Consider the following 21,587-nt stretch of genomic DNA (forward strand, 5'->3'; position numbering starts at 1 on the left):
GGCGCGGCCCAGCAGATGCGGGCCGGGTAAGGATAGGCGCCCATGATCGCGGCGGAAGACCTTGTTGCACTGGTCCGCAACTACAATCCCAGAACCAACGAAAAGCTCATCCACGAGGCCTATGAATTTGGCCGCCGGATGCATGACGGGCAGTTCCGGCATTCGGGCGAGCCCTATTTCACCCATCCCGTGGCGGTGGCCGCGATCCTGACCGAACAGCAGCTGGATGATGCCACCATCATCACGGCGCTGCTGCACGACACGATCGAAGACACCCGCGCCTCCTATTCCGACATCCAGCAGCGGTTTGGCACGGATGTGGCGGATCTGGTCGATGGCGTCACCAAGCTGACCAACCTGCAGCTGTCCAGTTCCGAGACCAAGCAGGCCGAGAATTTCCGCAAGCTGTTCATGGCCATGTCCAAGGATCTGCGGGTGATCCTCGTGAAGCTGGCGGACCGGCTGCACAACATGCGCACCATCAAGGCGATGCGCCCGGAAAAGCAGGTGCAGAAGGCGCGCGAGACCATGGACATCTACGCCCCGCTGGCGGGCCGGATGGGCATGCAGTGGATGCGCGAGGAGCTGGAGGATCTGGCTTTCCGCGTCCTCAACCCCGAGGGGCGCGCCTCGATCATCCGGCGCTTCATCAACCTGCAGAAAGAAGCGGGGGACGTGATCCACCGCATCACCGGCGACATGCGCACGGAGCTTGAGGCCGCGAATATCGAGGCCGAGGTATTCGGTCGCGCCAAGAAGCCCTATTCGATCTGGCGCAAGATGCAGGAAAAGGGCATGGGCTTTTCCCGGCTTTCCGACATCTACGGCTTTCGCGTCATCACCCGGTCCGAAATGGACTGTTACCGCGCGCTTGGCGTGATCCACCAGCGCTGGCGGTCGGTGCCGGGGCGGTTCAAGGATTACATCAGCCAGCCCAAATCCAACGGCTACCGGTCGATCCACACCACCGTGTCGGGCCGCGACGGCAAGCGGGTAGAGGTGCAGATCCGCACCCGCCAGATGCATGACGTGGCCGAAACCGGCGTGGCGGCGCACTGGTCCTATCGCGACGGCGTGCGCACCGAAAACCCCTTTGCCGTGGATCCGGCGCGCTGGATCGCCTCGCTGACCGAACAGTTCGACGCCGAGGAGGATCACGACGAATTCCTCGAGGCGGTGAAGCTCGAGATGTATTCGGACAAGGTGTTCTGCTTTACCCCCAAGGGCGATGTGGTGAAGCTGCCGCGCGGGGCGACGCCGCTGGATTACGCCTATGCCATCCACACCCGCATCGGGTCGGCCTGCGTCGGCGCCAAGGTGGACGGCATCCGCGTGCCGCTCTGGACCCGGCTGAAGAACGGCCAGTCGGTGGAGATCATCACCGCCGAAGGCCAGACCCCGCAGGGCACATGGCTGGACATCGCCACCACCGGCAAGGCGCGCACCGCCATCCGCCGCGCGCTGCGCGAGGCCGGGCGCGAGCGCTTCATCAAGCTGGGCGCGGAACTGGCGCGGTCGGCCTTTGAACATGTCGGCAAGAAAGCCACCGACAAGGTGCTGGAAAAGGCTGCCAAGACGCTGCGGCTGGAAAACGCGGGCGAGGTTCTGGCCCGGCTCGGCAGCGCCGAGATCACCTCGCGGCAGGTGGTGCATGCGGTCTATCCCGACCTGACGCCCTCGGACGAATCGCAGGTTGAGGCGCATCGCGCCGTCATCGGCATGGAGCCGGGCACCGGCTTTACCCGCGCGCGCTGCTGCCAGCCCCTGCCCGGAGAGCGCATCGTGGGCATCACCCAGCGCGGCAAGGGCGTGTTCGTGCATGCCATCGACTGCGAGGCGCTGGCGGGTTTCGAAGACCAGCCCGACCGCTGGCTGGATCTGCACTGGGCCGAAGGCACCCACCCCGCCGCCTATGACGTGACGCTTGAATTGACCATCGGCAACGACGCCGGGGTGCTGGGGCGCATTTGCACCTTGATCGGCGAGCGGTTGGCCAATATCTCGGACCTGCACTTCATCGACCGGAAACCGGATTTCTTCAGACTGCGGATGGATATCGAGCTGAGGGACGCGGAGCACCTGCATTCGGTGATGTCCGCGCTCGATGCCGAAAGCGATGTGGCGTCGGTGAGCCGCAGGCGGGATCCATCCCTAACGGCGGTTGCGACCGCTGCGGAATAGAGGGGGCAAGGCGCCTTGGTCTTCAAGCGCCGCGACAGACGGCCGGTCTGGAAGATCGTGCTCCAGTTCTTCTGGCCGCGAGGTGGCTGGGGGCGCGCGGCGCGTTACATCCAGCATCGTCTGCATCGCCTTCCCGATTCTCCTGAAAAAATCGCCCGCGGCATCTTTGCCGGGGTCTTCACCACCTTCACGCCGTTTTACGGGCTGCACTTCATCGTCGCGGCCACGCTGGCCTTTCTTGTGCGCGGCAACATCCTTGCCGCCCTGCTGGGCACGTTTTTCGGCAATCCGCTGACCTATGTGCCCATCGGCATCGTGGCGCTGGAGACGGGGAATTTCCTGCTGGGCATCGACCGGCGGTCGCCGCACCACGGTTCGCTGCTGCAGAAATTCGGTGATGCGGGACAGGGCCTGTGGGACAATCTCTGTGCGATGATCGCGGGCGAGCCGGTGCATTGGGACCGGCTGCTGACCTTCTATCACGAGGTGTTCTACCCCTATCTGATCGGCGGCATCCTGCCCGGCATCGTGGCGGGGCTGGTCTGCTATTACCTGTCGGTGCCGGTGATCCGCGCCTATCAGAACCGCCGCAAGGGCGCGCTGAAAAACAAGCTTGCCGCGTTGAAAAATCGCAAGAAACAGGCTGACGGCGACGGCGGCGCGGACTAGGCTCCGGGCCATCGCAACCCGGAGCTTTGCCATGACCACCTTTGCGGGCCGCCTTCGTCTGGGCGTCAACATCGATCACGTCGCCACCGTGCGCAATGCCCGCGGCGGCGCCTATCCCTGCCCGCTGCGCGCCGCGCAGGTGGCGCAGGAGGCGGGGGCTGACGGCATCACCGCGCATCTGCGCGAGGACCGGCGCCACATCTCCGACGCCGATATCGACGGGCTGATGCAGGTGCTGACCGTGCCGCTGAATTTCGAGATGGCGGCGACCCCGGAAATGCAGGCCATCGCGCTGCGCCACAAGCCGCACGCGGTCTGCATCGTGCCCGAAAAGCGCGAGGAACGCACCACCGAAGGCGGGCTTGACGTCGCGCGCGACGAAAACCGGCTGGCGCATTTCATCGCGCCGCTGCGCGAGGCGGGCAGCCGCGTGTCGATCTTCATCGCCGCCGACCGCCCGCAGGTGGAGGCCGCGCATCGCATCGGCGCGCAGGTCATCGAACTGCATACCGGCGCCTATTGCGACCTGCATGCCGAAGGACGGCTGGAGGAACGCGACGACGAACTGGCCCGCCTGCGCGACATGGCACGCTTTGCCCATGATCTGGGGCTGGAGGTCCATGCGGGCCACGGCCTGACCTACGAGACAGTGCAGCCCGTCGCCGCCTTTCCCGAGGTGATGGAGCTGAACATCGGGCATTTCCTGATCGGCGAGGCGATCTTTCGCGGGCTTGGTCCGGCCATCGCGGAAATGCGCCGCATGATGGACGAGGCGCGGACATGATCCGCACCACAGCCATGGCGCTGGCGCTCTGTGCCGCATTGCCCGCCGCCGCAGCCGAAGTCACCGACTGCGACCGGCCCGAAGCCAATGTGCGCAACCTTGCGCGGCCCTTCGCCAGCGCCACCCGGGAATTTGCCAATGGCGACGTGGCGCTGGTCTCGCTGCTGCTGGAAGAGCCCGCCTGCTGCGGCGCGCATCTGGTCGTGACCCTGCCCGATCCGGAAATCGGCTACGGGCTCTGCCGCTTCGTCACCAGCGATGACGGGCTGGGCTGGTCCTCGCTGGATCTGGTGGGCGCGCAGGCGCGCTATGACCCCGCGACCGGGCTGCAGATCGCACTGCCGGGCCAGCGCTACGAAGGCACGGGGTTTGTGCCCTTCACCCTGCACCTGACCGTCAATCAGGCGGAGTCGCGGGTGGAGGCGCGCGAGGAGTGATCCTTGGCATCGGCACCGACCTTGCGAATATCGACCGCATCGCCGCGACGCTGGACCGGTTCGGCGACCGGTTCCGCAACCGGGTCTTCACCGACACCGAACAGCGCAAAGCCGAGCGGCGGCATGACGTGGCGGGCACCTATGCCAAACGCTGGGCCGCCAAGGAGGCCTGTTCCAAGGCGCTTGGCACCGGGCTGCGCATGGGCATCGCGTGGCGCGACATGGCGGTGTCGAACCTGCCCACCGGCCAGCCGGTGATGCAGGTCACCGGCTGGGCGCAGGAACGGCTTGCCGCCATGACCCCGCCGGGGCACGAGGCGATCATCCATGTGACCCTGACCGACGATCACCCATGGGCGCAGGCCTTCGTGGTGATCGAGGCTCGGCCCCTGCCACCCGCCTGACGCGGGGCACGGCGCGGTGAGCGCGCGGCAGCCCGGCTTGACTCCGCCCCGCCTGCCGCCCATGAAGCCTGCGAAACAAGGCACAAAGGGGCAGAGGTCCATGGCAAAGGCAGAGAAATCGGGCGGCGGGATCTGGGAAACCGTCAAGACGGTGTTCTGGGCGCTGATCATCGCCGGGGTGTTCCGCTCGCTGTTTTTTCAGCCGTTCTGGATCCCCTCCGGGTCGATGAAGGACACGCTGCTGATCGGGGATTTCCTGTTCGTCAACAAGATGTCCTATGGCTATTCCTACGCCTCCTGCCCCTCGGTCTATCTGCCCGCCGTCGGGGTCGACATCGACGCCAAGGACATCTGCGGCTGGATGGATGGCGACAACACCCGCATCTTCGGGTCGGAGCCCGACCGGGGCGACGTGGCGGTGTTCCGCCATCCGGTGACCGGGCGCGATTTCATCAAGCGGGTGATCGGCCTGCCCGGCGACCAGATTCAGGTGCGCAACGGCGTGCTGCACATCAATGACGTCCCCGTCGAGATGGAGCGCAACGGCACCTTCACCGAAACCGCCGCCCCGCAGGGTCCGCAGCAGCTGCGTCCGCGCTGCGAAAACGGCCCCGTCGGCGATGGCGGCGTCTGCGAAAAATCGCGCTGGACCGAAACCCTGCCCAATGGCGTGGCGCATGACGTGCTCAACATCGCGATGCAGGGGTCGGACAACACTCCCGTCTATACCGTGCCCGCCGGGCATTACTTCATGATGGGCGACAACCGCGACAATTCCTCCGACAGCCGGGTGCCCAGTGCGGCGGGCGGCGTGGGCTTTGTCCCGTTCGAGAACCTGATCGGCAAGGCCAACCGGGTGGTGTTCTCGTCGGCGGGCAATTCCATGCTGTATTTCTGGACATGGCGCGGCGACCGCTTCTTCGAGAAGATCCAGTGAAACGGTCGGCCGAGATCACGGCGCTCGAGACGCGGATCGGCCATCGTTTCGCCCGGCCAGAGCTTCTGCGCCGGGCGGTGACGCATTCCTCGATGTCCGGTCCCGGGCGCGAGGACAACCAGCGGCTGGAATTTCTGGGCGACCGCGTGCTGGGGCTGGTGATGGCCGAAGCGCTGCTGGCGGGCGACCGCGCCGCCTCTGAAGGCCAGCTGGCGCCGCGCTTCAACACGCTGGTGCGCAAGGAGGCCTGCGCCGAAGTCGCGCAGGCGATCGACCTTGGCGCGGCGCTGAAGCTGGGCCGGTCCGAGATGATGTCGGGCGGGCGGCGCAAGCAGGCGCTTCTGGGCGACGCGATGGAGGCGGTGATCGCCGCCGTCTATCTGGATGCGGGGTTTGACGCGGCCCGCGCCGTGATCCTGCGGCTTTGGGGCGACCGCGTGGCCGCCGTGGACACCGACGCGCGCGATCCCAAGACCGCGCTGCAGGAATGGGCGCAGGCGCGGCGGATGCCGCCCCCCGCCTATGTGGAAACCGCGCGCACCGGTCCCGACCATGCGCCCGTTTTCACCATCGAGGTGCAGCTTGCCTCTGGCGAGACCGCCACCGCCACCGCCGGATCCAAGCGCAAGGCCGAACAGGAGGCCGCTGCGGCCCTGCTTGAACAGGTCTCCGCCGGTGAGTGACCCCGGCGCACCGCGCCGGAGCATCAGCGCCAATGCGCGCGGCGCGGGGTTCATGGTTCTGGCCATGACGCTGTTCGCGGTCGAAGACAGCCTGTTCAAATCCGTGGCCCCTGCCCTGCCCCCCGGCGAGGCGACCGCGATCTTCGGCCTGTCGGGCCTGCTGATCTATGCGGTGCTGACATGGCGCGCGGGCGAGCCGGTGTTTCACCCCGACATGATCCGCCCCCGCCTGCTGCTGCGCACCGGGTTCGAGATCATGGGGCGGCTGTTCTTCGCGCTGGCGCTGGCATGGACCCCGCTTTCCGTCACCTCGTCGATCCTGCAGGCGGCACCCTTGGTGGTCACCGCAGGCGCCGCCCTGCTGCTGGGGGAAAGGGTCGGGCCCCGGCGCTGGATCGCCATGACCGTGGGCTTTGCGGGTGTGCTGCTGATCCTGCGCCCCACGCCGGAGGCCTTTCGTGTCGACGCGCTGCTGGCGGTGGCGGGGATGGTGGGCTTTGCCATGCGCGACCTGTTCACCCGCGCAGCACCACCCGCCGTCTCCTCGCGCCAGCTGGGGATCTTGGGCTTTGCCGTGGTCACCGTGGCGGGTCTGCTGCTGCTGCCGCTTGACCCTGCCCCGCCGCGCCTGCCCCTGCCCGCCGAATGGGGCCGCCTGCTGCTGACCGGCGTGGTGGGGGTTGCCGCCTATACCGCGCTGACCCGCGCCATGCGCAGCGGCGACGTGTCGGTGGTGGCGCCCTTCCGCTATTCGCGGCTGCTGGTGGCGCTGGTCTTTGCCTTCGTGTTCTTCGGCGAACGGCCTGACCTCTGGACACTGGCGGGCGGCGCGCTGATCGTGGCCAGCGGGGTCTATACGCTTCTGCGGGACACACGCACTGGTCCGCCGCCTCCGGATGCTGTAAAGCCCGTGGATCATCAGAACCGGGAAGCCCCCAAATGACCACACGCGCCGGATTCGTCGCCCTGATCGGAGAGCCCAACGCGGGCAAATCCACCCTGACCAACCGCATGGTGGGGGCCAAGGTGTCGATCGTCACCCACAAGGTGCAGACCACCCGCACCCGCATCCGCGGCGTGGCCATGGAAGGCGACGCGCAGATCGTCTTTGTCGACACGCCGGGGCTGTTCCAGCCACGCCGCAGGCTGGACCGCGCCATGGTCGCCGCCGCATGGGGCAGCGCCTCGGATGCCGATGTCATCGTCCTGCTGGTCGAGGCGCATCGCGGGCTGGTCGAGGGCGTGGAGCGCATCCTTGCCACGCTGGCCGACCAGCTGCCGCGCGGCGCCAAGGTGGCGCTGGCCATCAACAAGATCGACCGCGTCAAGGCAGAGTCGCTGCTGGCGCTGTCGCAGGCGCTGAACGACAAATATCCTTTCGCCAAGACCTTCATGATCTCTGCCGAACGCGGCTATGGCGTGGATGACCTGCGGCAGTGGCTGGCGAAAGAAGTGCCCGAAGGCCCGTGGCTTTACCCCGAAGACCAGATCGCCGACCTGCCCATGCGCATGATCGCGGCGGAAATGACCCGGGAAAAGCTGACGCTGCGCCTGCATCAGGAACTGCCCTACCAGCTGACGGTGGAAACCGAACACTGGCAGGAACGCGATGACGGCTCGGCCCGCATCGATCAGGTGATCTATGTCAGCCGTGACGGCCACAAGGGCATCCTGCTCGGCCATCGCGGCGAGACGATCAAGGCGATCAGCCAGGCCTCCCGCGCCGAGCTGGAGGAGTTTCTGGGCCGCAAGGTGCATCTCTTCCTGCAGGTGAAGGTGCGCGAGAACTGGCTGGAAGAGGCGGAGCGCTACAACGAGATGGGGCTGAATTTCCGCGACGGAAATGCCTGAACCCCGGCTTGTCACCCATGTCTGGGTCGGCGCCTATCTGCGCCACCTGTCTCTGGCCGACATTCCAGCCTATGTGACCGCGCGCGGCGATGCCACGGCGGGCGCGGTGCTGGTCAAGCTTGCCACGCTGGACGGTCAGGCCCGCGCCTACGTGCGCGAATGGGATCTGGTGCTGGACAGCCGTCGCTGGACCGTGCTGGCCGAAGGGCCGGAACGCGAGGTGGATGCCGCCGTGACCCGGCAGCGCAGCTTTGACCCCGATCTGTGGGTCATCGAGATCGAGGACCGTCAGGGGCGGCATCTGCTGGAGGGGATGGACGGCTGAGCCACTGCCCCAGCGCCACCAGTGCCCGCCCCGCGCTCCAGAAAGCCGCGCCAAGACCCAGCACCCACAGCCCGACGGCAGGCCAGCCGATCAGCGGCGGATCCACAAAGAAATACGGATGCCGCCCGTCGATCTCGCCCCGGATCAGCGCATAAGCGACATAGATCGCGGGCCATGACAGCCACCAGACCGCATGGCGGGGCGCCAGACCCCGTTTCGGCGCAAACATCATCCACCACAGCAGCGTCAGCAGCGGCACCACCGTGTGCTGCCCCGCATCGGCCAGCCGGCGCAGCCCCTCCAGCTCGCGGGCCAGCAGCGCGTGATAGACGATGCCGACAATGCCGATCCACAGCACCAGACCGGCCAGCCAGCTGTCGCGCGCCCGCCAGCCCAAGGCGATGGCGGCACAGCTCAGCCCCAGCAGCAGATTGGTCAGGACGGTGAAATAGCGCCCCATCCGCCAGCTTTCGACCCAAAGCGTGCGGCCCGGCCAGCGCTCCAGCCCCAGATGCAGCTGCAGCGCCAGCGACCCCAGCGCAAGGGCAGCGATCAGCGCGGCGGTCAGCCGGTAAAGCACGGGGGTCATCATCATCATCCCGCAATTCCGCCCTGCCGCGCGCGCAAGGTCAAGCCTCCGCGCGCCCGCGCCGCATCACCGTCGCGTCAGGCTGGACGCCGCGCCGCCCAGCCCCCAGAGTGCCGCCATGGACTGGCGCGACACCGGCATTCTTCTTTCGGCCCGCAGGCATGGCGAAAGCTCGGCCATTCTCGACGTGTTCACCCCCAGCCGCGGGCGGCACATGGGGGTGATGCGCGGCGGCGGCTCGCGCAGGCTGGCGCCCACGCTGCAGCCCGGCGCACAGCTGGATCTGGCATGGCGCGCCCGGCTGGAGGATCAGATGGGCAATTTCTCCGCCGAACCGCAGCGGTCAAGGGCCGCCATCGCCATGGCCGATCCGCTGGCGCTGGCCGGGCTGCAGGCGGTCTGCGCGCTGCTCGGCTTCTGCCTGCCCGAACGCGAACCGCATCCCGCCCTTTATGCCCGCACGGAATCGCTGCTGGATCTGCTGGGCCAGCCCGAGCTCTGGCCGCTGGCCTATCTGCGCTGGGAACTGGCCCTGCTGGAGGAGATGGGCTTTGGCCTTGATCTTGCGGCCTGCGCGGTCACCGGCGGGACCGAAGGGCTGGCCTATGTCTCGCCCCGCAGCGGGCGTGCGGTGTCGCGGCAGGGCGCCGGGGACTGGGCCAGCCGCCTGCTGCCACTGCCGCCGGTGCTGCTGGGACAGGGCGCCGCCCCCGATGCCGAAATCGTGACGGCGCTTGGCACCACCGGCCATTTTCTGGACCATCACATGGCCCGCGACCTGCGCGACCGCCCCCTGCCCGCCGCCCGCGCCCTGTTTGTCGACCGGCTGGCGCGCCGGGCGTCGCATGGATAACAGGCAGCCCCCGCCATCTGCCCCGCGGCATCTTCCCTGTCCGGGCAAAGCGCGCTAGGTATCGGCCATGCGCTGGACCATACCCAACATCCTCACCGCGCTCCGCCTGCTCGCTGCGCCGGGTCTTGCGGTGATGTTCCTGTATTTCCAGCGCCCATGGGCGGACTGGTTCGCCCTTACGCTGTTTGTCGCCGCCGCCGTCACCGACTGGTTCGACGGCTATCTGGCGCGGCTCTGGGGGCAGGAATCAAAGCTTGGCGCCATGCTCGACCCCATCGCCGACAAGGCCATGGTGGTGATCGCGCTGATGGTCATTGTGGGCTATTCCTCCATGTCGCCCTGGCTGGTGCTGCCTGCCACCTTCATCCTCTTCCGCGAGGTGTTCGTGTCGGGCCTGCGCGAATATCTGGGCGACACGGCAGGCACGCTGAAGGTCACGAAGCTCGCCAAGTGGAAGACCACGCTGCAGATGATCGCCATTGCCACCCTGTTTGCCCAAGGCATGTTCGAACATTACCTTGCCCTGTCGCTGGACGGGATCGACCCCGCCGCCGCGGCGCAGGTGATGGAGGGTGGCGCCCCCGACACCCACGGCCTGCGCTGGAAGGAAACCGGCATGGAATGGGCCGGCCATCTGGGGCTGACCCTGCTCTGGATCGCCGCCGCGCTGACGCTGGTCACAGGCTGGGATTACTTCACCAAGGCGCTGCCGCATCTGAGGGAGGACCGCTGATGGATCTGCTCTATTTTGCATGGGTGCGCGAACGCATCGGCCTGCCCCGCGAACGCATCGACACGCAGGCCGCCACCGTCGCCGAACTGGTCGACGAACTGCGCGCCCGCGAGGACCGCTATGCGGCGGCCTTTGCCGACCTGTCGGCGCTGCGCGTGGCGCTGGATCAGGATCTGGCCGATTTTGACGCGCCGCTGGCCGGGGTGCGCGAAGTGGCGTTCTTTCCGCCGATGACGGGGGGCTGAGCCATGCGGATCGTCGTGACCGAAGCCCCCTTCGACTTCGGCGCCGAAGCCGATGCCTTTGCCAGCGGCCGCACCGACATGGGCGCCGTGGTCACCTTCACCGGCACGGTGCGCGACGGCACCGGCACGCTGGCGGGGATGGAGATCGAACATTACCCCGGCATGACCGAACGCGCGCTGGAAAAGATCGCCGAACAGGCCCGCGCCCGCTGGTCGCTGGGCGACGTGCTGGTGATCCACCGCTACGGGCGGATGGCACCGGGAGAACGCATCATGATGGTCGCCACCGCCGCGCCGCACCGCCGCGACGCCTTCGAGGCGGCGGAGTTCCTGATGGACTACCTCAAGACCCGCGCCCCGTTCTGGAAGAAGGAAAGCGGCACCGCGGGCGAGGCCTGGGTTGCGGCCAAGGACGAGGACGAAGACGCGCTCCGCCGCTGGTGAGCCCGCACCGCTTGCCGCGCCGGGGGCGTGGTCATATGATCTGACCAATTCCCGTCAGGATCCTCAAGATGCCCTTCCGACCCGTCATGTCCGAAAAACTCGCCGCCGCGGTGGTGCGCCAGATCGAGGAACTGATCCTGCGCGGCATCCTGCGCCCCGGCGAACGGCTGCCCGCCGAACGCGACCTGTCGGAACGGCTGGGCGTGTCCCGCCCGTCGCTGCGCGAGGCGGTGGCCGAATTGCAGGCGCGCGGCCTGCTGGAAACCCGGGCGGGGTCGGGGATCTTCGTGACCGAGGTGCTGGGCTCGGCCTTTTCCGACGCGCTGATCCAGCTTTTCGCGAATCATGACGAGGCGGTGTTCGATTACCTGAGCTTCCGCCGCGACATGGAAGGGCTCGCCGCCGAACGCGCCGCGACCCATGGCACCGACTCCGACCTCCGGGTGATCGACACGCTCTTCACCCGGATGGAGGCCGCGCATCAGAAACGCAATCCCGCCGAAGAAGCGCAACTGGACGCGGATTTCCATCTGGCCATCATCGAGGCCAGCCATAACGTCATCATGCTGCACATGATGCGGTCGATGTATCAGCTGCTGCGCGAAGGCGTCTTCTACAACCGCTCCATCATGTTCCGCCAGCGCAGCACCCGCGACGCGCTGCTGGACCAGCACCGCGCCATCAACACCGCGCTGCAGGCCCGAGATGCCGCAGCCGCCCGCGCCGCCGTGGCCATGCATCTGGGATTTGTGGAAACGGCGCTGGCCGCCGACCGCAAGGCCGCCCGCGACGAAGACGTGGCCCGCCAGCGCTACGACCGCCTGCACCCGCGCGGCTGACCGCGCGGCAATCGGGGCAAATGCAGAGGGGGCTCCGCCCCCGTCCGCTGGCGCGGACTCCCCCGGGATATTTGCAGTCAGAAGAAGGCTCAGAACACGCTGTCGCTTCTTCTGACCCGAAATATCCCGGGGGGAGCGCGCAGCGCGCGCGGGGGGCAGAGCCCCCCTTCCTTCCTTTCCGCAGGGGCAACAAAAAACCCGGGCGCGAACGCCCGGGCAGTTGGTCACAAAAGGCTGACGGGAAGGAGGAGATCAGCCTTTGGAGAACTCGGGATAGGCCTCCATGCCCAGTTCGGCCATGTCGAGCCCGTTGATCTCGTCTTCTTCGGAAACCCGGATGCCGACCACCATCTTGAGGATGAACCACAGCACGAAGGAGACGACGAAGGTGAAGATGCCGACCACGACGATGCCGTAAAGCTGGGCGCCAAGGGTGGCGTCGCCATTGGTGAAGACCACGGCCAGCGTGCCCCAGATGCCGCCCACGAGGTGGACCGGGATGGCGCCCACGACGTCGTCGATCTTGATCTTGTCGAGGAAGGGCACGGCGAAGACCACGAGGATGCCGCCGATCGCGCCGATGAGGGTCGCGGCCCCCAGCGTCGGGGTCAGAGGTTCGGCAGTGATCGACACCAGACCGGCCAGCGCGCCGTTCAGCACCATGGTCAGGTCAGGCTTCTTGTAGAGCAGCTGCGTCAGGATCATCGCTGCCACGGCCCCGCCTGCGGCGGCGGCATTGGTGTTGGCGAAGATGCGGCTGATGTCTGCCACGTCGCCCACAGTGCCCATCGCCAGCTGCGACGCGCCGTTGAAGCCAAACCAGCCCAGCCACAGGATGAACGTGCCCAGCGTGGCGAGCGCGAGGTTGGAGCCCGGGAAGGGCGTCACGCGGCCATCCTTGTACTTGCCGATCCGCGGGCCAAGCAGCAGCGCGCCAGCCAGAGCGGCCCAGCCCCCCACGGAGTGCACGACGGTGGAGCCTGCGAAGTCGAGGAAGCCTGCTTCGTCAAGGAAGCCGCCGCCCCATTTCCACGACGCCTGCAGCGGGTAGATGATCGCGGTCAGCACGACGATGAACATCATGAACGGCCAGAGCTTGATGCGCTCGGCCAGCGTGCCCGACACGATGGAGGCAGTGGTGGCGCAGAACATCAGCTGGAAGAAGAAGTCCGAGCCGGTGGAGGCGTAGGAATAGTCATCCGCCGCATCGGCGGTCACGCCGACGGCTTCAAGAACCGCAGGGCCCCAGACGCCGGACAGGATGCCCTCGATGCCCCAGGTGCCCAGCGGATACATCAGGTTATACCCGATCAGGTAATAGAAAATGGCTGCAAAGGAAAACAGCGCCACGTTCTTCATCAGCTGCATGGTCACGTTCTTGGACCGCACGAGGCCCGCTTCCAGCATCGAGAAGCCAGCGGCCATCCAGAACACGAGGAACCCGCCGATGAGGAACAGCAGCGAGTTGAAGATGAAGACGGTGTCGGTCGCGGCGTTCACGCCGGGGGCCGGCGCGTCGTCCTGCGCCAGCCCGAGGCTCGGCAGCGCGATCAGCGCGGCAACCGGAGCGAGGGTCTTGAGAAATTTCATCTGATTTGTCCCTATCTGTCGTTCCGCGGCGGTCAGAGCGCGTCCGCGTTGATCTCGCCGGTCCGCACCCGCACGGCCTGCAGCACATCCAGCACGAAGATCTTGCCATCGCCGATCTTGCCGGTCTGCGCGGTCTTCATGATGGTCTCCACCACCTGATCGGCCATCGAGGCCGCAACCACGATTTCCAGTTTGATCTTCGGAACGAAGTTCACCGCGTATTCCGCACCACGGTAGATCTCGGTATGCCCCGACTGCGAGCCGAAGCCCTTGATTTCCGTTACCATCATGCCGCGCACGCCGATGGCGGTGAGCGCCTCGCGCACCTCCTCCAGCTTGAACGGCTTGATCGTCGCAATGATCAGTTTCACCTTGGTCCCTTTCGGTTCTGGCAAGCGCTGCCTGCATTGTGCACAGGCAGAAAGCCGCCGAGCCGCGCTTTTGGGAAGGAAACAGCCGGGAACCGGGGCGGGCGGGACCCCCTGCGGAGCAAAAAACGGGCATATTTTCCCCTGATGCACACACAATGAGCACACCAAAAAGTCACCATTCCCGTGGTTTCCCGGTCAACATCCCGCCCCAAACCAGCTATCTTGCGGCAAAACAAAACAAAACGGGCCGGGCAGAGGCATATGAGTGATTCAGGGCGTGGCAAAGGCCGGCTGGTGGCCGATCGCCGCTACACGGCGACATCCTCCAAATCCACGGGGTCGGGTTCCCCGGACAAGGGGTCTCGCAAACCCGCCTCGGGAGGCGGCAACGGCTCCGGGCGCAGACCCGCGCGCCGCAAGCCCCCATCGCGGCGCAACCCGCTGGTGGCGCTGGTGCTGGGGCTGTTCCGCTGGGTGGTCCGTATCCTCTGGACGGTGACATGGCGGGTGGGCACCGTGGCGCTGCTGCTGCTGGCCGCAGGCGTGGGCTACTATTACACCAAGCTGCCGCCGCTGGAGGCGCTTCTGGACGGGCGCGCGCGCGGCTCGGTCACGCTCATGGACAATAACGGCGAGATCTTCGCGTGGCGCGGCGACCAGTTCGGCGGCCCCGTCACTGCCACCAGCGTGTCGCCGCATCTGCGCAATGCGGTGATCGCCACCGAAGACCGGCGGTTTTACCAGCATTTCGGCGTATCGCCGCGCGGCATCGCCTCGGCGGTGCGCATCAACCTGTCCGAAGGGCGCGGGCCGCTGTCGGGCCATGGCGGGTCGACCATTTCGCAGCAGACGTCGAAGCTTTTGTGCCTTGGCACCACCTTTGATCCCGATGTCTGGGAGACCGAGGCGGATTATGTCGCCGAATGCCGCGAGACCACGCTGGCCCGGAAGGGCAAGGAAGCGCTGTTCGCCATGGCCATGGAGGCCAAGTATTCCAAGGACGACATCCTGTCGATCTATCTCAACCGCGCCTATATGGGCGCCGGGGCCTATGGGGCAGAGGCGGCGTCAGAGCGGTATTTCGGCAAACATGCCGCAGAACTTCAGCCGCAGGAGGCCGCGATCATCGCGGGCCTGCTGTCCGCCCCGTCCAGCCTGTCGCCCACCAATGACCTTGAACGGTCGCGCGCCCGTGCCGCCACGGTGCTGCGGCTGATGCGGGATCAGGGCTATCTGACCGCCGAGGAGGAACAGCGCGCGCAGGCCAATCCCGCGTCGCTGTCGGATGATGCCGACCGGCGCGCGGGCGGCTATTTCGCCGACTGGGTGATGTCCACCGGCCCGGATTTCCTGACCCGCGACACCATGGAGGACGTGGTGATCCGCACCACGATCGACCCCAAGCTGCAGGCCGCAGCCGAGGCGGCGATGCGGTCGGTCTATGACAACAAGGTGCGCGAAGGCTCCAACGCGCAGGCCGCGATCGTGGTCATGTCCGCCGATGGCGCCGTGCGCGCCATGGTGGGCGGGCGCAAGACCGGCGTCTCTGGCGTGTTCAACCGCGCGACGCAGGCCAAGCGGCAGACCGGCTCGGCGTTCAAGCCCTTCATCTATGCCACCGCGCTGGAACTGGGCCATTCCCCCTATGACACGGTGGTGGACGAACCGTTCTGCATGAACATCGCCGGATCCGGCCAGTGGTGCCCCGAGAATTACAGCAAATCCTACAAGGGCCGCGTCACGCTGACCGATGCGCTGGCCAATTCGCTGAACATCCCCGCGATCAAGATCTCGGAAAACGTGGGCCGCGATCTGGTCCACAAGGTGGCCTATGATTTCGGCATCCAGTCGGAACTGCAGAACACCCCCGCCATGGCGCTTGGCACGTCCGAGGCCTCGCTGCTGGAAATGACCGGGGCCTATGCGGGCATTCTCAACGGCGGCTCCGCCGTCACGCCTTACGGTCTGGTCGATCTGCGGCTGAAGGGGGATGACACCCCGCTGATGGGCACTGGCGGCGGCATCCGCGAACGGGTGATCCAGCCCGAGGCGGCGGGTCAGCTGATCTGGATGCTGGAGCATGTCCTGACCGAAGGCACCGGCCAGCGCGCGCGCCTGCCCGACCGCGAGGCGGCGGGCAAGACCGGCACCTCCAACGACGCGCGGGATGCGTGGTTCATCGGCTTCACCGCCGACTACGTCACCGGGGTCTGGATGGGCAATGATGACAACTCGCCGCTGACCGGCGTCACCGGGGGCGGCCTGCCCGCCGAGATCTGGAAGGAAACCATGGTGCGCGTGCATGAAGGCCTGCCCGCCAACCCCCTGCCCGATCTTGCCCCCGCCGCACCGGAGCCGGTGGCCCCGCCGCAGCCGCAGGTCAGCCAGCAGGCCCCCGACCCGGAACGGCAGCAGCGCGACAACATCATCCAGCAGGTGCTGCGCGACCTGCTGGGGCCCCGCGACTGAGACAGGGAACCGGCGGGTGACAGGCGAAATGCCGCGGACCCGCCGGCCCGCCCGAGAAATCCGGCTCCGGGCATTGCTGATTCGGGATTTCTCCTGTAAAGACAGAGTCGCTACGTTATTCATGCTGCATCCTGTATCCTTCACCGGCCTCAGTCTGCTATCGAACTGACCAGCCGGGCTGTCGCATACTGCGGGCAGCAACATCTAAGAAGGAACATCACGATGGCCAACGGCACCGTGAAATGGTTCAACCAGACCAAAGGCTTCGGCTTCATCCAGCCCGAAAACGGCAACAAGGACATCTTCGTCCACATCTCCGCCGTTGAGCGCGCGGGCATTTCGCATCTTCCGGACGGCCAGAAGGTCACGTTCGAGATCGAAACCGGCCGTGACGGTCGTGAATCGGCACGCGATCTGGCTCTGGCCTGAACCGCGTCAGGGCTTTCAGCCCGACCTGATGATTTTGATCGCGCCGCATCTGCGGCGCGATTTGCATTTGGGGGATCCGCCTCGCGGGCTCAGCCCGCCTGCGCCAGATCCCGGATCATCGCGTCCAGATCGCCGCGGCGGCGGTCCAGCATGGCGCCAATTTCGGTCCGTTCGGTCAGCAGCATGTTCACGCCTTCGATATACATGTTGTAAAACCGGCCCGATTTTTCCCCCACAAAGAACGTCACCTCGAATGGCGACTGCCCGCGCAGATAGGCGGTGGTGGACACCTGATAGGCGTTCTTGACCTTCGAGGCGCCGTTGACCTCGATCCGGCCTCCGATGAACTTGCGGAACTGCTTGCCGTATTTGCGCGCCACATAGCCTTGGAAAGCGGCGGAGAACGCCTTTTTCTGCGCGGGGCTGGCGCGGCGCCCGTCCGCCCCCAGCGCATAGGCGGCGATATAGGGCATGTCGGCATAGGTGATGAAGATCCGCTCGAAATCCGCGATCATCGCCGCTTCGGATTTCCCGGCGGTGATCACGGCGTTGATGTCGGCCACCAGCCGGTCGACAAGGCCGCGCGCCTCGGCCTCGGTGGCGGACAGCGCCGCGCCGGGCAGGGCCGCGATCAGGGCCAGCGACAGGGCAGAGCCCAGAAGCTGGCGCCGGGTGAAATGATGCGTCATCAGAATCCCTCCGTATCAAGCGCTTCGGGGTCGATATAGTCCTCGCCCCCCGCGCGGTCATCGCCCAGTTCAAAGCGCCGGTTCTGCAGCCAGATCAGCCGCAGCTGCGCGTAGCTGTCGGCGCTGTCATTCATCAGCGCGTCGATCTGGTCGCCATAATCATCCAGCTTGATGACCTTTGCCGCCACGCGCGCGCCGGTGCCGTAGTAACGGTCGGGGCTGGGTAGCAGATAATAGAGCGGATCAGTGAAAAGATCGACGAACCGCCCCACCGCATCGCGTTCGGTGGACGGCCCCAGCACCGGCAGTTCCATATAGGCGCCTTCGGGCAGGCCCCAGACATACAGCGTTTCGCCAAAATCGCTTTCGTCTTCGGGCAGGCCCAGCGGGCTTGCCACGTCGAACAGTCCCGCCAGCCCCAGCGTGGCGTTTACCGTGAACCGCAGCGTGTTGCGCGAGGCGCGCAGCAGACGGCCCTGCAGGATCTGGTTGGCCACGGTCTGCGGCAGCGACGCGGTGTCGGCAAAATTGGTCACCCCCGCCTTCACCGGCTGCGGAATGGCGGCGATCACGCCACCGCCCTGCCCGGCCCCGCCGGTCAGCGATTTGTTGAAGGCATGGATGCGGCGGTTGGTGGCCTCCTGCGGGTCATGGATGCCGTCGGGGGCCTCTCCGGGGCCGGGCACCGAACAGCCCGCCAGCGCGACCAGCAGCCCCGCCAGAGCGACGCCCGCACGGGCCCGGGTCAGGTATACCGCCATAGGAATTCGCATTGGAAAAATCCGATCATGCTGTACAAGGCCCTCATAATTCGAAACGGCCCGAGGCCCAAGCCACCGGCGGGTGTTGGCCTTGATCCGTGTCGCAAGAGCGACAGGCCATCGCGACCGAACATCCCTGCGGAGCCCCCGTCGGGACATTGAAAAAAGACATGGAGAGCGGACCCACGCTCATGCAGAACAGATCCCAGACCGCCGGCCGCGACGAACTGGCCGCCGCCCGCAGGCAAAGCCGCCCCTATTACTGGACCGTCGGCATTTTCAGTTTCTTCGTCAACATGCTGATGCTGACCGGACCGCTTTACATGCTGCAGGTCTATGACCGCGTGCTCGGCTCCCGCTCTGAGGCGACGCTGATCGCGCTGTCGGTGCTGGTGGTGTTTCTGTACGGCATGATGGGGCTTCTCGACTATGCGCGGGGCCGGATCATGGGCCGCGTTGCCGCCCGCTTCCAGTCCGCGCTGGATCTGCGCGTGTTTGACGCCGTGATGCGGCGCGCGGCGGTGAAGCCTGACGAGCTGTCCTCCTCCGGGCTCAAGGATCTGGAATCGGTGCAGCGGCTGATGTCCTCGCCGGTGCTGATGGCGATTTTCGACATTCCGTGGACCCCGCTTTTCATCGCGGGGATTTTTGTCTTCCACCCGTGGCTGGGCTATCTTGCCATCGCGGGCGGGCTGGTGCTGATCGTGGTCACGGTGCTGAACCAGGTGATGACCCGCAACCCGACGCTGAAATCCAACCGGCAGATGCTGGTGGCCGAACAGACCTCGGACCAGATCCGGCAGGATGCGGAAACGGTGCAGGCCATGGGCATGCGCACCGCCGCCTTCAAACGCTGGGAAAAGGCCCGCAGCGACTCGCTGGAGGGGCAGATCACCACCAGCGATCTGGTCGGCACCTTCACCACCTCGACCAAGACCTTCCGGCTGTTCCTGCAATCCGCCATGCTGGGCCTTGGCGCCTATCTGGTGCTGGAGGGGCAGCTGACCCCCGGCGCGATGATCGCGGGGTCGATCCTGATGGGCCGCGCGCTGGCCCCGGTGGAAACCGCCATCGGGCAGTGGCCGCTGGTCACCCGCGCCCGCAAGGGCTGGGACAATCTGGTGCAGCTTCTGGGGGAAATGCCGCCCGAACCGGCGCGCACCCCGCTGCCCCGCCCCCGCGCCAAGCTGGAGGTGCAGCAGCTGACCGTGGTGCCGCCGGGGGAACAGCAGGCCTCGCTGCGGCTGGTGTCCTTTGACGTGCTGCCCGGTCAGGCAATCGGCGTGATCGGATCCTCCGGGGCGGGCAAATCCACGCTGGCCCGCGCCATCACCGGGGTCTGGCGGCCTGCGGGCGGGCGCATCCGGCTGGATGGCGCCACGCTGGACCAGTATGGCGAAACGCTGGGCGACCATATCGGCTATCTGCCGCAGCGGGTCACGCTGTTCGACGGCACCATCGCCGAGAACATCGCCCGCCTGTCCCCCAATCCCGACCCCGCCCGCATCGTCGAGGCGGCGCGCAAGGCCGACGCGCACGAGATGATCCTGAAGCTGCCCGGCGGCTATGACACCCGCGTCACCGCCAATGGCGGGCGGCTGTCCGGCGGGCAGATGCAGCGTATCGGTCTGGCCCGCGCCATGTATGGCGATCCGGTGATCCTTGTGCTGGACGAGCCCAATTCCAACCTCGACAACGAAGGTTCGGAGGCGGTGAACCTTGCCATCAAGCGGATGAAGGAAGAGGGCAAGTCGGTCATCATCATGGCGCACCGCCCCTCTGCCATCCGCGAATGCGACACGCTGCTGATGCTGGATCAGGGCGCCCGCGCCGCCTTTGGCCCCAAGGACGAGGTGCTGCGCTCGCGCGTGGCCAACCACGACCAGATCACCAAACATGCCGGACCCGGAGGAGTGCGCTGATGTCCAGCGAAGCGGATAAGCGGTTTCCGACCCGTGGTCCCCTGATCATCGGCCTTGCGGCGCTGGTGCTGCTGGTCGGCGGCTTCGGCACATGGGCCGCCACCACCAACATCTCTGGCGCCATCGTCGCCAGCGGCCAGATTCAGGTAGAGCGCAACCGGCAGGTGGTGCAGCATCCCGATGGCGGCGTGGTGGCAGAAATCCTTGTGGATGAAGGCGATACCGTCGAAGCGGGCCAGACCATGATCCGGCTTGATCCCACGCTGCTGCTGTCGGAACTGACCATCATCGAGGGGCAGTATTTCGAACTGGTGGCGCGGCGCGGCAGGCTGCAGGCGGAACGCGACGGCAAGGACGAGATCAGCTTTGACGAGATCGTGCTGGCGCAGGCCGATCTGGACCCGGAGGTCGCGGAACTGGTCGAGGGCCAGCGCAACCTGTTCTTCGCCCGCCGCGACACCGTGGCGCGCGAGATCGAACAGCTGGCCAAACGCCGCGACCAGATCGGCAATCAGGTGGATGGCATCGCTGCGCAGCAGACCGCGCTTGCCAGCCAGCTGTCGCTGATCGAACGCGAACTGGCCGACCAGCAGTCGCTGCTGGATCGCGGGCTGGCGCAGGCCAGCCGGGTGCTGGCGCTGCAGCGCGAAGAGGCGCGGCTGTCGGGTTCGGTGGGCGACATGACCGCGCAGAAGGCGCAGGCCGAAGGCCGCATGACCGAGATCGACATCGAGATCCTGAAGCTCGAGACCACCCGCCGCGAAGAGGCGATCACCCAGCTGCGCGACATGCAGTATCGCGAACGCGAACTGGCCGAACAGCGGCTGTCGCTGATCGAACAGCTCAAGCGGCTGGACATCACCGCCCCCGTGTCGGGCGTGATCTACGGGCTGACGGTGTTTGCGCCGCGCTCGGTCATCCGCCCCGCCGATCCGGTGCTGTTTCTGGTGCCGCAGGACCGTCCGCTGGTCATCACCGTGCAGGTGCCGCCGATCCATATCGACGAGGTGCACATGTCCCAGCAGGTGACGCTGCGCTTTGCCGCGCTGGACCAGCGCGAGACGCCGGAACTGTTCGGCACGGTCACGCTGATCTCGGCGGATGCCTTCACCGACGAGCAAAGCTCGGCCAGCTATTACCGCGCCGAGATCATGCTGAGCGAAGGCGAGATCGACCGCCTGCCCGAAGGATCGGTGCTGGTGCCCGGCATGCCGGTGGAGGCGTTCCTGCGCACCGCCGACCGCACGCCGCTGGCCTATCTGGTGAAGCCCTTCACCGATTACTTCACCAAGGCTTTCCGCGAAACCTGAGCCCGTGATGGGCAGCATGGCAGGGGCCGCGCCCGTCCGGGCTGCGGCCCCTTTCCTTTGGCGGCGGGCGGG

24 protein-coding genes are annotated in these 21,587 nt (G+C 66.6%); 19 read left to right on the top strand and 5 right to left on the bottom strand.

The genetic code is table 11. The annotated features are described in order from the left end of the window. Nucleotides 1–42: 42 nt before the first annotated feature. From BLR51_RS00995 to BLR51_RS01040, 10 genes are all read left to right on the top strand, one after another. On the top strand, nt 43–2,181 hold the full coding sequence (locus BLR51_RS00995; RefSeq protein WP_089842362.1) for a RelA/SpoT family protein: 2,139 nt from the start codon (nt 43–45) through the stop codon (nt 2,179–2,181). A 15-nt stretch (nt 2,182–2,196) separates the two neighbouring features. Continuing rightward, nucleotides 2,197–2,850, top strand: a complete 654-nt coding sequence (locus BLR51_RS01000) for a DUF2062 domain-containing protein (RefSeq protein ID WP_089842367.1) — start codon at nt 2,197–2,199, stop codon at nt 2,848–2,850. 31 nt (nt 2,851–2,881) lie between these two features. Continuing rightward, nucleotides 2,882–3,634 carry a pyridoxine 5'-phosphate synthase gene (locus BLR51_RS01005; protein ID WP_089842371.1) on the top strand — a complete coding sequence of 251 codons (753 nt, stop codon included), beginning with the start codon at nt 2,882–2,884 and terminating at the stop codon, nt 3,632–3,634. Then, nucleotides 3,631–4,071: a hypothetical protein gene (locus tag BLR51_RS01010; RefSeq protein WP_089842374.1), complete on the top strand. Its 441-nt coding sequence runs from the start codon at nt 3,631–3,633 to the stop codon at nt 4,069–4,071. Before BLR51_RS01005 ends, BLR51_RS01010 begins: the two co-directional genes overlap by 4 nt. Next, nucleotides 4,068–4,475: a holo-ACP synthase gene (gene acpS / locus BLR51_RS01015; protein ID WP_089842377.1), complete on the top strand. Its 408-nt coding sequence runs from the start codon at nt 4,068–4,070 to the stop codon at nt 4,473–4,475. Before BLR51_RS01010 ends, acpS begins: the two co-directional genes overlap by 4 nt. 100 nt (nt 4,476–4,575) lie before the next feature. After that, complete coding sequence (gene lepB / locus BLR51_RS01020) at nt 4,576–5,412, top strand: signal peptidase I (RefSeq protein WP_089842380.1); 837 nt, start codon at nt 4,576–4,578, stop codon at nt 5,410–5,412. Beyond that, on the top strand, nt 5,409–6,095 hold the full coding sequence (gene rnc / locus BLR51_RS01025) for a ribonuclease III (RefSeq protein WP_089842383.1): 687 nt from the start codon (nt 5,409–5,411) through the stop codon (nt 6,093–6,095). Before lepB ends, rnc begins: the two co-directional genes overlap by 4 nt. Nucleotides 6,096–6,147: 52 nt before the next feature. Next, a complete protein-coding gene (locus BLR51_RS01030) occupies nt 6,148–7,038 on the top strand; it encodes a DMT family transporter (RefSeq protein ID WP_089842962.1) in 891 nt (296 codons plus the stop codon). Then, nucleotides 7,035–7,946, top strand: a complete 912-nt coding sequence (era, locus tag BLR51_RS01035; RefSeq protein WP_089842386.1) for a GTPase Era — start codon at nt 7,035–7,037, stop codon at nt 7,944–7,946. Before BLR51_RS01030 ends, era begins: the two co-directional genes overlap by 4 nt. Then, nucleotides 7,939–8,271: a DUF1491 family protein gene (locus tag BLR51_RS01040; protein ID WP_089842390.1), complete on the top strand. Its 333-nt coding sequence runs from the start codon at nt 7,939–7,941 to the stop codon at nt 8,269–8,271. Before era ends, BLR51_RS01040 begins: the two co-directional genes overlap by 8 nt. Here BLR51_RS01040 and BLR51_RS01045 read toward each other — a convergent pair. Beyond that, nucleotides 8,216–8,869: a Pr6Pr family membrane protein gene (locus BLR51_RS01045; protein WP_089842393.1), complete on the bottom strand. Its 654-nt coding sequence runs from the start codon at nt 8,867–8,869 to the stop codon at nt 8,216–8,218. The genes BLR51_RS01040 and BLR51_RS01045 overlap by 56 nt on opposite strands. Nucleotides 8,870–8,978: 109 nt before the next feature. On the opposite strand from BLR51_RS01045, the gene recO reads away from it, so the two are divergent. From recO to BLR51_RS01070, 5 genes are all read left to right on the top strand, one after another. Further along, nucleotides 8,979–9,713, top strand: coding sequence for a DNA repair protein RecO (gene recO, locus BLR51_RS01050; RefSeq protein WP_089842396.1), 735 nt, complete (start codon nt 8,979–8,981; stop codon nt 9,711–9,713). Nucleotides 9,714–9,780: 67 nt separating this feature from the next. Next, nucleotides 9,781–10,446, top strand: coding sequence for a CDP-diacylglycerol--glycerol-3-phosphate 3-phosphatidyltransferase (gene pgsA / locus BLR51_RS01055; RefSeq protein ID WP_089842399.1), 666 nt, complete (start codon nt 9,781–9,783; stop codon nt 10,444–10,446). Continuing rightward, the gene (moaD, locus tag BLR51_RS01060) at nt 10,446–10,691 is read left to right on the top strand and encodes a molybdopterin converting factor subunit 1 (protein ID WP_089842402.1); all 246 of its coding nucleotides are present in this window, start codon (nt 10,446–10,448) and stop codon (nt 10,689–10,691) included. Before pgsA ends, moaD begins: the two co-directional genes overlap by 1 nt. A 3-nt stretch (nt 10,692–10,694) precedes the next feature. Further along, the gene (locus BLR51_RS01065; RefSeq protein WP_089842405.1) at nt 10,695–11,135 is read left to right on the top strand and encodes a molybdenum cofactor biosynthesis protein MoaE; all 441 of its coding nucleotides are present in this window, start codon (nt 10,695–10,697) and stop codon (nt 11,133–11,135) included. Between the two features lie 68 nt (nt 11,136–11,203). Then, entirely contained in the window at nt 11,204–11,974 is a 771-nt protein-coding gene (locus tag BLR51_RS01070) for a FadR/GntR family transcriptional regulator (protein ID WP_089842408.1), read from the top strand. Nucleotides 11,975–12,226: 252 nt separating this feature from the next. On the opposite strand, the gene amtB is transcribed toward BLR51_RS01070, so the two are convergent. Continuing rightward, complete coding sequence (gene amtB / locus BLR51_RS01075) at nt 12,227–13,564, bottom strand: ammonium transporter AmtB (protein WP_089842411.1); 1,338 nt, start codon at nt 13,562–13,564, stop codon at nt 12,227–12,229. Nucleotides 13,565–13,596: 32 nt separating this feature from the next. Further along, the gene (locus BLR51_RS01080; RefSeq protein WP_089842414.1) at nt 13,597–13,935 is read right to left on the bottom strand and encodes a P-II family nitrogen regulator; all 339 of its coding nucleotides are present in this window, start codon (nt 13,933–13,935) and stop codon (nt 13,597–13,599) included. A gap of 261 nt (nt 13,936–14,196) precedes the next feature. Here BLR51_RS01080 and BLR51_RS01085 point away from each other — a divergent pair, with 261 nt between their 5' ends. Together BLR51_RS01085 and BLR51_RS01090 are read left to right on the top strand one after the other, a co-directional pair. Further along, nucleotides 14,197–16,404, top strand: coding sequence for a transglycosylase domain-containing protein (locus tag BLR51_RS01085; RefSeq protein WP_089842417.1), 2,208 nt, complete (start codon nt 14,197–14,199; stop codon nt 16,402–16,404). A 222-nt stretch (nt 16,405–16,626) separates the two neighbouring features. Further along, on the top strand, nt 16,627–16,833 hold the full coding sequence (locus BLR51_RS01090; RefSeq protein WP_089842420.1) for a cold-shock protein: 207 nt from the start codon (nt 16,627–16,629) through the stop codon (nt 16,831–16,833). Nucleotides 16,834–16,922: 89 nt separating this feature from the next. Here the strand turns inward: BLR51_RS01090 and BLR51_RS01095 are convergent, their stop codons facing one another. Both BLR51_RS01095 and BLR51_RS01100 read right to left on the bottom strand, forming a co-directional pair. Continuing rightward, nucleotides 16,923–17,522 carry an MlaC/ttg2D family ABC transporter substrate-binding protein gene (locus BLR51_RS01095; protein WP_089842426.1) on the bottom strand — a complete coding sequence of 200 codons (600 nt, stop codon included), beginning with the start codon at nt 17,520–17,522 and terminating at the stop codon, nt 16,923–16,925. Then, the gene (locus BLR51_RS01100) at nt 17,522–18,283 is read right to left on the bottom strand and encodes an MlaA family lipoprotein (protein WP_165616709.1); all 762 of its coding nucleotides are present in this window, start codon (nt 18,281–18,283) and stop codon (nt 17,522–17,524) included. The genes BLR51_RS01095 and BLR51_RS01100 overlap by 1 nt, the downstream gene beginning before the upstream one ends. Nucleotides 18,284–18,474: 191 nt before the next feature. Between BLR51_RS01100 and BLR51_RS01105 the strand changes: the two genes are divergently transcribed. After that, nucleotides 18,475–20,205 (top strand): type I secretion system permease/ATPase, encoded by a 1,731-nt coding sequence (locus tag BLR51_RS01105; RefSeq protein WP_089842433.1) that lies wholly within the window; start codon nt 18,475–18,477, stop codon nt 20,203–20,205. Next, nucleotides 20,205–21,515, top strand: coding sequence for an HlyD family type I secretion periplasmic adaptor subunit (locus tag BLR51_RS01110; RefSeq protein ID WP_089842438.1), 1,311 nt, complete (start codon nt 20,205–20,207; stop codon nt 21,513–21,515). Before BLR51_RS01105 ends, BLR51_RS01110 begins: the two co-directional genes overlap by 1 nt. The last annotated feature ends 72 nt before the right edge of the window (nt 21,516–21,587 follow it).

The organism is Salipiger marinus, from assembly GCF_900100085.1.
GTDB lineage: Bacteria > Pseudomonadota > Alphaproteobacteria > Rhodobacterales > Rhodobacteraceae > Salipiger > Salipiger marinus.

Coding starts and splice junctions, on each gene's coding strand:
- moaD (WP_089842402.1), top strand. CDS start 10,446: ATGGATCTGCTCTATTTTGCATGGGTGCGCGAACGCATCGGCCTGCCC.
- BLR51_RS01110 (WP_089842438.1), top strand. CDS start 20,205: ATGTCCAGCGAAGCGGATAAGCGGTTTCCGACCCGTGGTCCCCTGATC.
- recO (WP_089842396.1), top strand. CDS start 8,979: ATGGACTGGCGCGACACCGGCATTCTTCTTTCGGCCCGCAGGCATGGC.
- BLR51_RS01095 (WP_089842426.1), bottom strand. CDS start 17,522: ATGACGCATCATTTCACCCGGCGCCAGCTTCTGGGCTCTGCCCTGTCG.
- BLR51_RS01105 (WP_089842433.1), top strand. CDS start 18,475: ATGCAGAACAGATCCCAGACCGCCGGCCGCGACGAACTGGCCGCCGCC.
- BLR51_RS00995 (WP_089842362.1), top strand. CDS start 43: ATGATCGCGGCGGAAGACCTTGTTGCACTGGTCCGCAACTACAATCCC.
- BLR51_RS01030 (WP_089842962.1), top strand. CDS start 6,148: ATGGTTCTGGCCATGACGCTGTTCGCGGTCGAAGACAGCCTGTTCAAA.
- BLR51_RS01085 (WP_089842417.1), top strand. CDS start 14,197: ATGAGTGATTCAGGGCGTGGCAAAGGCCGGCTGGTGGCCGATCGCCGC.
- BLR51_RS01100 (WP_165616709.1), bottom strand. CDS start 18,283: ATGGCGGTATACCTGACCCGGGCCCGTGCGGGCGTCGCTCTGGCGGGG.
- BLR51_RS01045 (WP_089842393.1), bottom strand. CDS start 8,869: ATGATGATGATGACCCCCGTGCTTTACCGGCTGACCGCCGCGCTGATC.
- BLR51_RS01070 (WP_089842408.1), top strand. CDS start 11,204: ATGCCCTTCCGACCCGTCATGTCCGAAAAACTCGCCGCCGCGGTGGTG.
- amtB (WP_089842411.1), bottom strand. CDS start 13,564: ATGAAATTTCTCAAGACCCTCGCTCCGGTTGCCGCGCTGATCGCGCTG.
- BLR51_RS01090 (WP_089842420.1), top strand. CDS start 16,627: ATGGCCAACGGCACCGTGAAATGGTTCAACCAGACCAAAGGCTTCGGC.
- lepB (WP_089842380.1), top strand. CDS start 4,576: ATGGCAAAGGCAGAGAAATCGGGCGGCGGGATCTGGGAAACCGTCAAG.
- BLR51_RS01065 (WP_089842405.1), top strand. CDS start 10,695: ATGCGGATCGTCGTGACCGAAGCCCCCTTCGACTTCGGCGCCGAAGCC.
- BLR51_RS01005 (WP_089842371.1), top strand. CDS start 2,882: ATGACCACCTTTGCGGGCCGCCTTCGTCTGGGCGTCAACATCGATCAC.
- BLR51_RS01040 (WP_089842390.1), top strand. CDS start 7,939: ATGCCTGAACCCCGGCTTGTCACCCATGTCTGGGTCGGCGCCTATCTG.
- BLR51_RS01010 (WP_089842374.1), top strand. CDS start 3,631: ATGATCCGCACCACAGCCATGGCGCTGGCGCTCTGTGCCGCATTGCCC.
- pgsA (WP_089842399.1), top strand. CDS start 9,781: ATGCGCTGGACCATACCCAACATCCTCACCGCGCTCCGCCTGCTCGCT.
- era (WP_089842386.1), top strand. CDS start 7,035: ATGACCACACGCGCCGGATTCGTCGCCCTGATCGGAGAGCCCAACGCG.